The organism is Streptomyces sp. NPDC052023, from assembly GCF_044548465.1.
GTDB lineage: Bacteria > Actinomycetota > Actinomycetes > Streptomycetales > Streptomycetaceae > Streptomyces.
The window spans coordinates 38,744-52,073 of sequence record NZ_JBIUBW010000025.1; the positions used below are offsets into that span (position 1 = coordinate 38,744).

Below are 13,330 nucleotides of genomic sequence, written 5' to 3' on the forward strand. Positions count from 1 at the left end.
ACCGTGATGTCTCACTACAAGTCGAACCTCCGCGACATGGAATTCGCGCTGTTCGAGGTGCTGGACCAGGACGGGGTCTACGGCACCGGCCCCTTCGCGGAGATGGACACCGCGACCGCGCGGAGTGTGCTCTCCGAGATCGCCCGGCTCGCCGAGAACGAACTGGCCTCCTCCTACGCCGACGCCGACCGCCATCCGCCGGTCTTCGACCCGGTGACGGGTACGGCCCCGCTGCCCACCTCCTTCAAGGCGTCCTACCGGGCCTTCATGGACGCCGAGTGGTGGCGCCTCGGCCTTCCGGAGGAGATCGGCGGCACCCCCGCTCCCCCGTCGCTCACCTGGTCCTGCGCCGAGCTGGTCCTCGGCTCCAACCCCGCCGTCTGGATGTACTGCGGCTCGGCGTTCGCCGGCATCCTCCACGAGCTGGGCACGGAGGAGCAGCGCCGGATCGCCGGCCTGATGGTGGAGCGGGGCTGGGGCGCCACGATGATGCTCACCGAGCCGGACGCGGGCTCGGACGTCGGAGCGGGCCGTACCCGGGCGGTCCGGCAGCAGGACGGCTCGTGGCACATCGAGGGCGTGAAGCGGTTCATCACCGCGGGCGAGCACGATGTGGCGGATAACATCGTGCACTTCGTGCTCGCCCGCCCCGAGGGCCACGGCCCCGGCACCAAGGGTCTCTCACTGTTCATCGTGCCCAAGTACGCGTTCGACCCCGACAGCGGTGAACCAGGCGAGCGCAACGGCGTCTACGCCACCAACGTCGAGCACAAGATGGGCCTGAAGGTGTCCAACACCTGCGAGATGACCTTCGGCGCCCGCCACCCGGCCAAGGGCCTGCTGCTCGGCGAACGGCACGACGGCATACGCCAGATGTTCCGGTGGATCGAGCACGCCCGCATGATGGTCGGCACCAAGGCCATCGCCACCCTCTCCACCGGCTACCTCAACGCGCTGGAGTACGCCAAGGAGCGGCTGCAGGGCCCCGATCTCGCCCGCCTCACGGACAAGGACGCGCCGCGGGTGAGCATCACCCACCACCCGGACGTGCGCCGTTCTCTGATGACGCAGAAGGCGTACGCGGAGGGTCTGCGCGCCCTGGTCCTCCGCACCGCCGCGGTGCAGGACGAGATCCGGGTCCTGGAGGCCGCCGGCGAGGACGCGGCGGCGGCCCGGGGTCTCAACGACCTGCTGCTGCCGCTGGTCAAGGGCTACGGCTCGGAGAAGTCCTACGAGCTGCTGGCCCAGTCGCTGCAGATCCTCGGCGGCTCGGGGTACCTCCAGGACTACCCGGTCGAGCAGTACCTCCGCGACGCCAAGATCGACACGCTGTACGAGGGCACCACCGGCATCCAGGGCCAGGACCTCTTCTTCCGGAAGGTCGTGCGCGACCGGGGCCGGGCGATGACGGCGCTGCTGGAGGAGATCGGGAAGTTCCTGTCCGGGAGTCCCGGCGGCGAGGGTCTTTCGGCCGAGCGCGACCTGCTCGCCCGGGCGGCCGTCGACCTCGAAGCCGTGGTCGACACCATGCTCGCCCAGCTGTCGGCAGCCGAAGAGGACGAGCGGAGCATCTACTTGGTCGGCCAGAACACCACCCGTCTGCTGATGGTCGCCGGTGACGTGACCGTCGGCTATCTGCTGCTGCGCCAAGCCGCGGTGGCGCTCGCGAAACTGCCGGCCGCATCGCCGAAGGACACGGCGTTCTACCAGGGCAAGGTGGCCGCGGCGCGGTTCTTCGCCCGCACGGTGCTGCCTCCGATCGCCGCCCAGCGCGGCCTCGCCGAATCCGTCGACAACACGTTGATGGACCTGCCCGAAGCGGCGTTCTGATGCCGCTCCCCCGCACCCCTTCGCCCGCACGAGGACAATCGCCATGACAGAACATCACCATCCGGCCGCCGCAACGCCCTCCGCCCGTCTCGCACCTGGGACCTGGGATCTCCACCCGGCCGCGTCACGTATCGCCTTCCGGCACCGGATCGTATGGGGGCTGGTGCCGGTCGAGGGCGTCTTCCACGAGGTGTCGGGAGCGGGCGAGATCCGCTCCGACGGCTCGGTGACAGGGCTCATCTCCATCGTGGCCGCGTCGCTGGACACCGGGAACGCGCGGCGGGACGGGCATCTGCGCTCGTCGGACTTCCTCGACACCGGCGCGTACCCCGCCATCACCTTCGCGGTGCACCGCGAGGACCTGCCGGCGCCCGACGGACCGGCCGAAGTCCTGGGCACGCTGTCTGTGAAGGGCATCGGCCGGCCGGTCCCCGTGGCCGCGTCGGTGCGGCGGACCGCGCCCGACACGGTGGTCCTGACGGGGCGCGCCACCGTGACGCCGGCCAGCCATCGGGTCAGGATGCCGAGGGCGCTGGGCTTCATGCGGCCGACCACGGAGGTGGAGGTCGACCTCACCTTCGTCCGCGACCCCGTCCCCGGCTGAGTCGCCGCCGGCCGTCAGCCCTGCGGGGCGCCCGTACGGTCCGCCACGCAGGCCGCGACCGCGTCGTGTACGGGGTGTCGCCGGGGCCCAATTCCAGGACCAGGCCCGCGGTGGCCGGGGTGTCGAGCAGGGCCAGCGGGACGGCCGCGGTGTCGTCGCGGGTGGCCTCCCCCCGGGCCGCGTTCGCCGGTGAGGCGTACGGCGCCGGCGCCGGGGCCGTTGGTGAGCGCAGCGGGGCGCAGCACCGTCCAGTCGAGGTCCTGCGCCATCAGATAGGCGTCGGCGGCGGCCTTGGCCGTGATGTACGCGACGCCGACCTCGTCCAGCTGGGGCCGGGGCGGGTTGCCGGCGCCGCGGGTGGAGACCATCACGTAGCGGCGGACGCCGGCCCGTACAGCCGCGTCGGCGAGCAGGACGGCGGCGGCGCGGTCGACGGTGTCCTTCCGGGCGGCGCCGCTGCCCGGGCCCGCGCCCGCGGCGAAGACAACCGCGTCGGCGCCGCGGAGGTGGGCGGCGGCCGCCTCGGCCGAGGCGGCCTCGAGGTCGCAGAGCACCGACTCCACACCGGCGGCCCGCAGGTCGCCGGTGTGAGCGGGGTTGCGGATCAGGCCCGTGACGGTGTCGCCGCGGCCGCTGAGCAGCCGGCCCGGTCGGAGGGCGATCTGCCCATGGCCTCCCGCGATCACGACGCGCACAGCTTCTCCTCGGGGTCGGTGTCCGGACGGTGGGTGGTGCCGTGCAGGTGAAGCTTCCCCTTGATCGCGGACACCTGGAGACTGGGACCTGAGGTTCCAGAGGAAGTAGTGGCCGGGTGGGAAGCAAGAGCAACCGCAGCAGGCGGTATACGGAGGAGTTCAAGCGCGACGCGGTCGCGCTGGTCCGGTCCTCTGGCAGGACCGTCACCGAGGTGGCCCGGGAGATCGGGGTCAGTGCCGAGGGCCTGCGGAACTGGGTCAAGCGGGACGCGATCGATCGCGGTCAGGGGGCGCCTGGCGAGCTGACGAGCGCGGAGCGGGAAGAACTGCGCCGGCTGCGGCGGCAGAACCGTGAGCAGGCCGAGACGATCGAGGTGCTGCGAAAAGCGGCGGTCTTCTTCGCGAAGGAGAGCGATCGATGAACGACGTGTACGCGTTCATCGAGGCGGAGAAGACCACCCATGGAGTCGCTCTGCTGTGCCGGCTGCTGAAGATCGCGCGGTCCTCGTTCTATTCCTGGCTGGCCGGCGAGCAGGCTCGCGTCGCCCGCCGGGCCGCCGACGACGCCCTGGCCCACGAGATCACCGTCTTGCACATCGCCTCCAGGCACACCTACGGAGTGCCGCGCAGCCATGCCGAGCTGCGCAGGCTGGACCGGCGGGTCAACCGCAAGCGGGTGGAGCGGATCATGCGTGAGCGCGGCATCACCGGGGTCACCCGGCGCAAGCGCCAGTCGCTGACCCGTCCGGCGAAGAGGGCGGTGCCTGCCGCGGACCTGATCGGCCGCGACTTCACGGCCGACGCGCCGGGCCGGAAACTCGTCGGGGACATCACCTTCATCGCCACCGACGAGGGCTGGCTGTATCTGGCGACCTGGCTGGACCTGGCCACCCGCGAGATCGTCGGCTACTCGATGGCCGACCACCACCGCGCCTCCCTGGTCGTCAACGCGCTGACGATGGCCGCCGGGCGCGACCGGCTCGATTCCGGCTGCATCGTGCACTCGGACCGCGGATCGGAGTACACCTCCGACGAACTCCGCCGTGAGATAAGCCGGTTGGGGCTACGGCAGAGCATGGGCCGAACCGGCTCGTGCTATGACAATGCTGCCGCCGAGAGCTTCTTCGCGCTGCTCAAGGCAGAGATCGGCACCCGCCGTCGGCCCGACCGGACCACCGCCCGCGCGGAAATCTTCGCCTTCATCGAGACCTTCTACAACCGAAAACGACTGCGGAAGCACCCGGTCTGGGGGTACCTCACCCCGCTGGAGATCCGACAGCGACACGAGCAAGGACACGCCCTCGCAGCGTAAGCAACGAGTGTCCAGCATCACGGGGAAAGTTCACGACTCCTCGGGCAGGACGGTCACTGCCGTCGCCCGGGAACTCGGGATCAGCTCCGAGTCCCTACGCGGCTGGTACCGCCGGGCGAAGGCAGACCGGGGCGAAGGCGGGTCCGGTGAGCTGACCAGCGCCGAGCGGGAGGAGCTCAAGCGGCTGCGTAAGGAGGTCCGCGAACAGCAGCAGACGATCGAGATCCTGAAAAAAGCGACGGCCTTCTTCGTGAAGGAGAACGACCGGTGAGCGAGCTTTACCGGTTGATCCATGCGGAGAAGGCGAACTACCCGATCGTCCTGCTGTGCCGAGTGCTGAAAGTCACCCGCTCCTCCTACTACGCCTGGCGCGAGGGCGAGGCCGCCCGCCGTGCCCGGCAGGCCGCCGACGACGTGCTCGCGCACGAGATCACCGTGCTGCACATCGCCTCCCGCCACACCTACGGTGTCCCGCGCATACACGCCGAACTGCGCCGCCTGGGCCGGCGGGTCAACCGCAAACGCGTCGCCCGCGTGATGCGTGAGCGCGACATCCGCGGCGTCACCCGACGCAAGAGACGTTCGCTGACCCGGCCGGATGCGAAGGCGAGACCGGCCCCGGACCTGATCGGCCGCGACTTCCACGCCGAGCGGCCCGGGACCAGACTGGTCGGTGACATCACTTACCTGCCCACCGCCGAGGGCTGGCTCTACCTCGCCTGCTGGTTGGACCTGGCCACCCGCGAGGTCGTCGGCTACGCCATGGCCGACCACCACCGTGCCGAGCTCGTCGTCGACGCGCTCGACATGGCCCACGGCCGGGGCGGACTGGAGCCCGGCTGCATAATCCACAGCGATCGCGGAAGCGAATACACGTCTGCCCAGTACCGGCGCCGGATACGGGAGTTGGGGCTGCGGCAGAGCTGCGGGCGCACCGGATCATGCTTCGACAACGCAGCCGCGGAGAGCTTCTGGGCCCTGCTCAAGGAGGAGATCGGCACCCGCGCCTGGCCCGACCGGGCCACCGCCCGAACCGACGTCTTCTCCTTCATCGAGACCTTCTACAACCGCCGCCGCCTTCGCAAACACAAGGTCTTCGGCTACCTCACCCCGGCCGAGACCCGGCAGCGGCATCAGCACACCCTCGCGGCATAACAATCACGTGTCCGGGATCACGGGGAAACTTCATGTCCCGGCTGCGGGCGCGCGACTCGCAGGCGGTCAAGGCACCTGCCCGCCTTCGGCGCAGGACTCGCAGTGGTCCGCAACGTGCCGACGTCGGCCGGGGGTGGCGGGTAGGCGGGACTGGGCAGGAACGCGGCGACGACGGTCTCGCGCACACCGGCCGGGCGCGGCACTCGTCCCACCTTTGCGTTGAAGGTCCCTGCTCAAGCTGGGGGCGATGGGAGACCCTCTCCGCAGGCCGGCGGGCGGTGAACCGGTCCCACACAAAGTTGCGAGCCCTCGTCGAGAAGGCCGTCGCCACCCTTAAGTCATGGAAAGTGCTGACCGACAGAGGACCGAGCCGGTGACCCCGAAGGGACAGTTCGATGCCGTCGTTCGTAATGACATCCATTTTCATGTATCGTCTGGCGCGCACACCGATCGCACCCGGAGGTCCTCATGGCCGTGCCCAAACGCAAGATGTCGCGCAGCAACACCCGTCACCGCCGCGCGCAGTGGAAGGCCACGACGCCTCAGCTGGTGACGGTCACGGTGGACGGCGTGCCGTACCTCGTTCCGCAGCGGCTGGCGAAGGCGTACGAGCGCGGTCTGCTCCGGCCGGAAGGCTGACCCCGGCATGGTCCACGCCCCCTCGCCGCGCCTTCCCGTCACCGTCCTGTCGGGCTTCCTCGGTGCCGGAAAGACCACCCTGCTCAACCACGTCCTCACCAACCGCGAGGGCCTGCGCGTCGCCGTCATCGTCAACGACATGAGCGAGGTCAACATCGACGCCGCCCTCGTGCGCGGCGGCGAGGCAGCGCTGTCGCGCACCGAGGAACGCCTGGTCGAGATGACCAACGGGTGCATCTGCTGCACCCTGCGCGACGACCTTCTGGAAGAGGTCGACCGGTTGGCGCGCGAGGGGCGCTTCGACTACCTCCTCATCGAGTCCTCCGGCATCTCCGAGCCCATGCCGGTGGCCGCCACCTTCGCCTTCACCCGCGACGACGGCGCCACCCTCGGCGACCTGGCCCGCCTCGACACGATGGTCACGGTCGTGGACGCCGCGGGTTTCCTGCCCGAACTGGCCGGCGGCGACGAACTGACCGAACGGGGCCTGGACCAGTACGAGAACGACGAACGCACCGTCAGCGACCTGCTGATGGACCAGATCGAGTTCGCCGACGTCATCGTCCTCAACAAGCTCGACCTCGTCGACGCCGAATCCGCACACCGGCTCCGGGCCACCCTGACCCGCCTCAACCCCGCCGCCCACGTCGTGCCGGCCGTGCGGGGCCGCGTACCGGTCGGCGAAGTCCTGGGCACCAGCCGCTTCGACCTGGAACGGGCCCAGCAGGCACCGGGCTGGGTCAGGGAACTCAACGGCGACCACGTCCCCGAGACGGAGGAGTACGGCATCTCCTCCACCGTCTTCCGCTCCGCGAAGCCGTTCCACCCCGGACGACTGTGGACTTTCGTGACGGAGGCGCTGGACAGCGGCGCCCACGGACAGGTTCTCCGTTCCAAGGGCTTCTTCACCCTCGCGAGCCGCCCCCACGTGACGGGACTGTGGTCCCAGGCCGGCTCGGTCGCGCGCTTCGAGCCCTCCTCCGCACGGGACACCGACAGCCCTCACGCCCAGGAACTCGTCTTCATCGGAACCCAGTTGGACGCGGAGCCCCTCCACGCGGCCCTGGCCGGCTGTCTCGTGCGGGAGGGTGAGGCACCGGCCGCCGACGATCCCTTCCCCGCCTGGGACACCTACGGTTTCGACGAAAGCTGCGAGCACGAGCACGACCCCCTCACCACCGTGACGGGGCACTGAGACTCCGGGCCGGACGGTGGTCGCAGCCACGGCACCGTCCGGCCCGGTACACCAACTGTGTCAGGGAGGCTGCTCATGGACCGGAAAAAGCCGCTCCTGGGGACGGTGCAGGAGACGCTCCTCATCCCGCTGTACGCCCGGGCCGTGGAGACCCGCAAGGAGCAGGCCCTGCTACGGGACCCGCGCGCCGAGGAGATCGTCGCGTCCATCGACTACGACTTCGCACGCTTCGACGGTCTCCCGAGCCTCACCGGCGCGCTCCTGCGCACGCTTCTGTTCGACCGGTGGGTGATGGATTTCCTGTCCGCGCACCCCCGGGGCACCGTGGTCGAGATCGGCACCGGGCTCAACACGCGATACGAACGCGTCGACAACGGCAGCGCCAGGTGGTTCGAACTCGACCTGCCCGACGTGATCGCCCTGCGTCGCAGGTTCTTCTCGGACACCGCTCGGCGGACCATGATCGCGTCCTCCGTGACCAACGAGGCGTGGGCCGCCGAGGTGACGTCGGGTACGGACGGGCCCTACCTGTTCCTCGCCGAGGCCGTACTCCCCTACTTGGACGAGGCTGCCGTCCACCAGGTCGTCGATCTGCTCGCCGACCGCTTCCCCGGCTCCCTGCTCGCCCTCGACACCGCGGGTCCGGGCTTCTTCGACACCCAGGAGCAGCACGACGCGCTCAGCCGGGTCGAGGCCCGCATGCGCTGGTACTGCCCCGACGCAGGGGCACAACTGGCTCACTGGCGTCCCGGCACCGAGACGGCGGCTTCCCACACGCTCACCAGCCTGCCCGCACCTCTGCTGGCGCAGCTGCCACTCCCCTACCAGCAGATGGTGTCGGCGCTGGCGGCACAGAAGCTCCCTCAGGCCGAGGGTTACCGGCTCAGCCTCATGCGCCTGCCCTCGGAGCCGCCGCGCCTTCCGTGACGCCGATGCCGGCTGTGACCCCGCCGAGTCACAGCCGGCATTACGCCCGCATCGTGGGCGCCGGCATCACCAGGAGGACTTGGTGACCCCCGGCAGGAAGCCGGCGTGCGCCTGCTGGCGCAGGTTGACCCGTGACAGGCCGAACTTCCGCAGGTGTCCGCGAGGCCGGCCGTCCACGCTGTCCCGGTTGCGCACCCGGGTCGCACTGGCGTTACGGGGCTGGCGCCGGAGCTCGGCCACGGCCGCCTCGCGTTCGGCGTCGGTCGAGGACGGCCGGCGGATGATCTCCTTCAGCTCCGTACGTCGGGCCGCGTAGCGCTCGACGATCGCCTTGCGCTTCTCGTTCTGGGCGATCTTGCTCTTCTTGGCCATCAGACCTTCCCCCCTCGGGCGCGGATGCGGGCCACGGCGGCCTCGATGCCGATGCTGTCGACGGTCTTGACCGCCTTCGCGCTCAGCGTCAGCCGGACGTGCCGCCCCTCGCTGGGCAGCCAGTAGCGCTTGCGCTGGATGTTCGGGTCGAAACGGCGCGAGGTGCGCCGGTGCGAGTGGGAGATGGTGTTGCCGAAGCCGGGCTTGGCGCCGGTCAGTTGGCAGTGGGCGGACAAGGTGCTGCTTCCTCTCGTCGGACGGCTACTTTTTGGTAATGGAAACCATTCCCATATAGTAACCCCCATGGCACGCAACGAGGTACGCCCGGTCATCAAACTCCGCTCCACCGCCGGAACCGGCTACACGTACGTCACCCGCAAGAACCGCCGCAACGACCCCGACCGCATGGTCCTGCGCAAGTACGACCCCATCGCCCGGCAGCACGTCGACTTCCGCGAGGAACGCTGACCCGCCGCTCCTCCACCACTGCGACACCAGACCCGAGGAAGCCCCCATGAAGCCCGGAATCCACCCCTCCTACGGCCCCGTCGTCTTCCGCGACCGCGCCGCGAACTACGCGTTCCTCACCCGATCCACCATGACCAGTGAGAAGACGATCGACTGGGAGGACGGCAACACCTACCCGGTCGTCGACGTCGAGATCTCGAACGTCAGCCACCCCTTCTACACGGGCACCGCCCGCGTACTGGACACCGCCGGGCGGGTCGAGCGCTTCGAGCGCCGCTTCGGACGACGCGGAGCCAAGTGACGCGGGACGAGGCCCGACTGCCCGTCGTCATGGTCGGCGGGCTGCACTCGGAGGCACGCCGACAGGTCGTGGACCACCTTCTGCGCTCCGTCCCCGGCAGCGTCGCCCTGCACCACGACCTGTCCATGGCCGCGGAGCACGGCACCGTTCTGCGGCACGTGCGCGACGCCTCCGGTGAGGTGTCCCGCGGTGAGGCCCCGTTGGCGAACGACTGCGCGTGCTGCGCGCTGCGCGAGGATCTGGTTCCCGAACTGGAACGGCTCGCCGACGCCGGTCTGACCCGCCTGGCCGTCGTCGAGTTGTGGGACTCCGTCGAGCCCAGGGGGATGGCCGAGGTCGTCGTCCACCACGGCGGCGACGCGATCCGGCTCACCAGCGTGATCACGGCGGTGGACCCGCCGCTCGTTCTCCCCTGCCTCGGCAACGGCGACGACCTGGCCGAGGTGGGTCTCGCGGCCGCCGCCGGCGACCAGCGCACCGTCGGTGACACCTGGGCCAGACAACTGGAGTACGCCCCGGTTCTCGCCATCGTGGAGAGCCCGGAAGCCGACGACGAGGATCGTGCCCTCCTCACCCAGCTCCACCCCACCGCGCACCAGGTCCATGCGGACTCCCCGGAACTCGCGGAGCTGGCCTTCGCACGTTTCGACGCCGAGGCGGCCGCGGCAGCCCAGCACCCGGCTTGCGCCCTCCTTCCTCAGGAGGCAGAGGAAGCGGGCGTGACCACCTTCGTGTGGCGGCGCCACCGGCCGTTCCACCCCGAGCGCCTCTTCCAGGCGCTGGAGGATCTCTGCTGCGCCGCCGCCCGCAGCCGCGGACGGTTCTGGCTCGCCGACCGCCCCGACACCCTGCTGGCCTTGGACGCCGCCGGCGGGGCCCTGTGTGTCGAGAGCGCCGGACCGTGGCTCGCCTCTCTACCCGACGCCGCCTGGGAGATGGAGCCGCCCGTCCGCCGGGCAGCGGCAGCTCTCGACTGGCACCCCGAGCACGGTGACCGCGTCCAGCACCTCGTCTTCACCTCACTCGGGCTCGACCACGACGGACTCGAGCGCGTCCTCGAGTCCTGCCTGCTCACCGATGCCGAGTACGCAGCGGGACCCGAGGCGTGGAAGCACCTCCCCGCAGCATTCGACGCCCTCCTCGACCCCGTCGCGTGACGCGACCCGTCCACCCCGCACAGAAGGAGCCCACATGCCCTCTCGCCAAGGCCCCCGCAAGCCCGTGAAGCCCCGTCGCAACCCGCTCGACGCGGCTGGCATCACATACATCGACTACAAGGACACCGATCTGCTGCGAAAGTTCATCTCCGACCGCGGCAAGATCCGCAGCCGCCGCGTCACCCGCGTCACCGCCCAGCAGCAGCGGCAGATCGCGACGGCGATCAAGAACGCCCGGGAAATGGCGCTGCTTCCTTATTCAAGCCGGTGAGCAGGTAAGCAGATTCAGGAGAGCACAGAAAGCGGAAATGCACCCCCGACTCGGGGGTGCATTTCCGTCGTCGCCCGGATTCAGATGCGCCGAAAGATCAGTGGTCGTCCCAGTGGCCGCTGTGCGCCGCGTGTCGGTGGCCGTCGTGGACGTAGTCCATGTGGTCACCGTGCGGGACCGCCACGTGCCCACAGCCCGCACCGTGCTGATGGTCGTGACCGGCGTGCTCCTGATGCCCGCCGACCTCGCACTCGTCCGCGTGACCGTCGTGCTCCCGGTGCAGATGACCGTCGTGCACATAGTCGACATGACCGTCGTGGGGGACCGCCACGTGCCCGCAGCCCTCGCCGTGCGTGTGATCGTGTCCGGGGTGCGGCTGGTGCTGCACTGATGTTGCCACGCCAATCATCTCCAGCGGATCAGGCCACCACCCCAAAGGACGGCGGCGAGCAATTACGTCTCATCTTCCACTTCCACTGCCAGGCTGCCACAGAGGACACGCGGGAGCAAAAATAACCAGCGACAGCCGTCGAATTCGATAACGATTTTCACTGCGAAAAATTAATACCCAGTAAATTCTAATTCGCAGTTGCCGCGAATAACAGGGGGCTTTCCGAGCCGCTCCGCCAGACAGACGCGACCGCCGTCCACCTCGCCGTCGCGATGTTCTCGCAATCGCGAGCGCGGGCAGGGCCGACACCTCCGCCCGCCCCATGTGCCCGGATTGTGTCCAGGCGAGTTGCGCCCGGGTGGCGGGGTGATCCTTCCCACGCAGGCGGGGGCTTCCACCCACCACATCGACCCGTCCTGCCGCAGATCCCATCCACCGACAGCGCGGCCATCCCACCCCGCCCCCACCAGCTCCACGCCAGAGGGACGCGTCGACAACCGGGGCCGTCAGCACCGCCATTGAGCGGCAGATGCTTGCCAGATTTACATGAACATGATTATCGTTCGCAGAAATGGTGCCCGCTCGGGCACCCCTGAAGGGAGTTGCTGTGCGCAACACTTCTCTCCGCATGCTTGCGGGGGCCGCCGCCGTGACGGGCATCCTGATATCCGGCGGCCCCGCCCAGGCGGCCTGCCTCGTGACGCTGGAGACCGGTCACGTGGACGTCGTGGGCCTTGCCTACGAGGAGGGCGAACTGGAGATAGCCGTCCACGCCGAAACCGGCGAGGAGGAGGTCGAGTACGCGCCCGAGGACACGTTGCTGCGCGTCCTGCCCGCCGCGAAGACCACCATCCCCGACGGCGACGAGTACGCCTTCCTCGGCACCGCAGGGCGCCCCGTGTGGATTCTGCCGCAGGTACAGAACCCCGACCTGCTGTTCGCCGGCTTCGGCGCCGAGGAACTGGAGTCCGGCGTCCTGCAGGACGACGAGGTCGACGTGTCCTTCCTCTCGGTGCAGGGCCCGGGCAAGCTCGCCGTGTACACCGACGGCGTCTTCGGCCAGCCGGAGTCGATCCTCGTGAACAGCGGCGACGGCCTGCCCGACACCGTGGGTCTGCAGGCGGGCGAGCACACGCACGCCAACTGGGCGTTCACCAAGCCCGGCACGTACAAGGTGAAGGTCAAGGCCGCCGCCCACCTCGCCGCCGACGGAACGCCGGTCGTCTCCGACGTCGCGACCTACACCTTCGAGGTGAAGAAGTGAGCACGGTGCCTCCCTCCCTCCGCCGCCGGGCCGTCGGCGTCCTCGCGGGGGCCGCCGCCTTCCTGCTGACGGTCGCCGGGCCCGCCGAGGCCGCGCCCGTCACCCTCACCAAGGGCCACGTCGACGTTCTGGACGTGGACTACGCCTCCGGCGCCCTCACCCTCGACCTGCGGGACGAGACCAACGGCACCGCCGTGGACCGCGCCCCCGCGGAGGTCACCCTGAGCGTGCCCAAGGGCGCCAAGATCACCAATGTGCCGACCACGGCGCCCTGGCAGTTCCTCGGCACCGGGGGCACTGCCTGGGTCCTTCCACAGAGCAACGTCAGCGGCCTGCTGTACGCCGGCTGGAGCACCGAGGGCATCCCGAGCGGAACCTTCACCAACAACAAGGTGACCTTCACGCTCACCGGTGTCACCGGCCCGGCCGGCTTCAGCGTCTACACCGCAGCGGCCGGCACCCCCACCGTCCTCTTCGACAGCGGGAACGGGCTCCCCGACGCCCTCTCGGTGAATACGGGCGCCCACACCCACGCCAACTGGGGCTTCGACGCGGCGGGGACCTACAAGGTCACCTTCAGCGTCAGCGGCGTCCTGGCCTCGACCGGCCAGACCGTGAGCACCGGCTCCAAGACCTACACCTTCCAAGTCACCAACTGATCCCCGGGCGGCGCCGCGTCGGGTCCCGCGGCGCCGTCCCGCCCCGCCGTACGGCCCGGCAGCGCCCTTTCCGGGCGCTGCCGGGCTGCA

Annotated in this window: 18 protein-coding genes and 2 pseudogenes; 16 read left to right on the forward strand and 4 right to left on the reverse strand. The window is 69.8% G+C overall.

Going from position 1 to position 13,330, the window contains the following annotated elements; translation table 11 throughout:
- The first annotated feature begins 6 nt into the window (after positions 1–6).
- Both ACIHCM_RS33195 and ACIHCM_RS33200 read left to right on the forward strand, forming a co-directional pair.
- Complete coding sequence (locus ACIHCM_RS33195) at positions 7–1,830, forward strand: acyl-CoA dehydrogenase (RefSeq protein ID WP_399904290.1); 1,824 nt, start codon at positions 7–9, stop codon at positions 1,828–1,830.
- A 43-nt stretch (positions 1,831–1,873) separates the two neighbouring features.
- Positions 1,874–2,434, forward strand: a complete 561-nt coding sequence (locus ACIHCM_RS33200; RefSeq protein ID WP_399904293.1) for a YceI family protein — start codon at positions 1,874–1,876, stop codon at positions 2,432–2,434.
- A 70-nt stretch (positions 2,435–2,504) separates the two neighbouring features.
- Here the strand turns inward: ACIHCM_RS33200 and ACIHCM_RS33205 are convergent.
- Positions 2,505–3,129 (reverse strand): annotated as a pseudogene (locus tag ACIHCM_RS33205) (NAD(P)H-binding protein); the annotation flags it as partial.
- Positions 3,130–3,245: 116 nt separating this feature from the next.
- Here ACIHCM_RS33205 and ACIHCM_RS33210 point away from each other — a divergent pair.
- From ACIHCM_RS33210 to ACIHCM_RS33245, 8 genes and pseudogenes are all read left to right on the forward strand, one after another.
- Positions 3,246–3,551, forward strand: a complete 306-nt coding sequence (locus ACIHCM_RS33210; protein WP_399904296.1) for a transposase — start codon at positions 3,246–3,248, stop codon at positions 3,549–3,551.
- Positions 3,548–4,441: an IS3 family transposase gene (locus tag ACIHCM_RS33215; protein ID WP_399904298.1), complete on the forward strand. Its 894-nt coding sequence runs from the start codon at positions 3,548–3,550 to the stop codon at positions 4,439–4,441. The genes ACIHCM_RS33210 and ACIHCM_RS33215 overlap by 4 nt, the downstream gene beginning before the upstream one ends.
- 7 nt (positions 4,442–4,448) lie before the next feature.
- Positions 4,449–4,712, forward strand: a complete 264-nt coding sequence (locus tag ACIHCM_RS33220) for a transposase (RefSeq protein ID WP_399904301.1) — start codon at positions 4,449–4,451, stop codon at positions 4,710–4,712.
- Positions 4,709–5,596 (forward strand): IS3 family transposase, encoded by an 888-nt coding sequence (locus tag ACIHCM_RS33225; RefSeq protein ID WP_399904304.1) that lies wholly within the window; start codon positions 4,709–4,711, stop codon positions 5,594–5,596. Before ACIHCM_RS33220 ends, ACIHCM_RS33225 begins: the two co-directional genes overlap by 4 nt.
- A 242-nt stretch (positions 5,597–5,838) precedes the next feature.
- Positions 5,839–5,949, forward strand: a pseudogene (locus ACIHCM_RS33230) (IS5/IS1182 family transposase); the annotation flags it as partial.
- A 115-nt stretch (positions 5,950–6,064) separates the two neighbouring features.
- Positions 6,065–6,235: a 50S ribosomal protein L32 gene (gene rpmF, locus ACIHCM_RS33235; protein ID WP_007387878.1), complete on the forward strand. Its 171-nt coding sequence runs from the start codon at positions 6,065–6,067 to the stop codon at positions 6,233–6,235.
- 7 nt (positions 6,236–6,242) lie between these two features.
- Positions 6,243–7,430, forward strand: a complete 1,188-nt coding sequence (locus ACIHCM_RS33240) for a GTP-binding protein (RefSeq protein WP_399904307.1) — start codon at positions 6,243–6,245, stop codon at positions 7,428–7,430.
- Positions 7,431–7,505: 75 nt separating this feature from the next.
- On the forward strand, positions 7,506–8,357 hold the full coding sequence (locus ACIHCM_RS33245; protein ID WP_399904310.1) for a class I SAM-dependent methyltransferase: 852 nt from the start codon (positions 7,506–7,508) through the stop codon (positions 8,355–8,357).
- 66 nt (positions 8,358–8,423) lie between these two features.
- On the opposite strand, the gene rpsN is transcribed toward ACIHCM_RS33245, so the two are convergent.
- Positions 8,424–8,729 carry a 30S ribosomal protein S14 gene (gene rpsN, locus ACIHCM_RS33250; protein ID WP_399904312.1) on the reverse strand — a complete coding sequence of 102 codons (306 nt, stop codon included), beginning with the start codon at positions 8,727–8,729 and terminating at the stop codon, positions 8,424–8,426.
- Positions 8,729–8,965 (reverse strand): 50S ribosomal protein L28, encoded by a 237-nt coding sequence (rpmB, locus tag ACIHCM_RS33255; protein WP_073731825.1) that lies wholly within the window; start codon positions 8,963–8,965, stop codon positions 8,729–8,731. Before rpmB ends, rpsN begins: the two co-directional genes overlap by 1 nt.
- A gap of 67 nt (positions 8,966–9,032) precedes the next feature.
- On the opposite strand from rpmB, the gene rpmG reads away from it, so the two are divergent.
- From rpmG to rpsR, 4 genes are read left to right on the forward strand one after another with little or no spacing between them, the layout of a single operon-like run.
- Positions 9,033–9,197, forward strand: coding sequence for a 50S ribosomal protein L33 (gene rpmG / locus ACIHCM_RS33260; protein ID WP_399904316.1), 165 nt, complete (start codon positions 9,033–9,035; stop codon positions 9,195–9,197).
- Between the two features lie 46 nt (positions 9,198–9,243).
- Positions 9,244–9,498 carry a type B 50S ribosomal protein L31 gene (locus ACIHCM_RS33265; protein WP_161327488.1) on the forward strand — a complete coding sequence of 85 codons (255 nt, stop codon included), beginning with the start codon at positions 9,244–9,246 and terminating at the stop codon, positions 9,496–9,498.
- A gap of 29 nt (positions 9,499–9,527) precedes the next feature.
- A complete protein-coding gene (locus tag ACIHCM_RS33270; RefSeq protein ID WP_399904431.1) occupies positions 9,528–10,655 on the forward strand; it encodes a CobW family GTP-binding protein in 1,128 nt (375 codons plus the stop codon).
- 34 nt (positions 10,656–10,689) lie between these two features.
- A complete protein-coding gene (gene rpsR, locus ACIHCM_RS33275) occupies positions 10,690–10,926 on the forward strand; it encodes a 30S ribosomal protein S18 (protein ID WP_397932774.1) in 237 nt (78 codons plus the stop codon).
- A gap of 97 nt (positions 10,927–11,023) precedes the next feature.
- On the opposite strand, the gene ACIHCM_RS33280 is transcribed toward rpsR, so the two are convergent.
- On the reverse strand, positions 11,024–11,335 hold the full coding sequence (locus tag ACIHCM_RS33280) for a hypothetical protein (protein WP_399904320.1): 312 nt from the start codon (positions 11,333–11,335) through the stop codon (positions 11,024–11,026).
- A gap of 589 nt (positions 11,336–11,924) precedes the next feature.
- Between ACIHCM_RS33280 and ACIHCM_RS33285 the strand changes: the two genes are divergently transcribed.
- Together ACIHCM_RS33285 and ACIHCM_RS33290 are read left to right on the forward strand one after the other, a co-directional pair.
- The gene (locus ACIHCM_RS33285; RefSeq protein WP_399904323.1) at positions 11,925–12,581 is read left to right on the forward strand and encodes a choice-of-anchor M domain-containing protein; all 657 of its coding nucleotides are present in this window, start codon (positions 11,925–11,927) and stop codon (positions 12,579–12,581) included.
- Positions 12,578–13,240 (forward strand): choice-of-anchor M domain-containing protein, encoded by a 663-nt coding sequence (locus ACIHCM_RS33290; RefSeq protein WP_399904326.1) that lies wholly within the window; start codon positions 12,578–12,580, stop codon positions 13,238–13,240. The genes ACIHCM_RS33285 and ACIHCM_RS33290 overlap by 4 nt, the downstream gene beginning before the upstream one ends.
- The last annotated feature ends 90 nt before the right edge of the window (positions 13,241–13,330 follow it).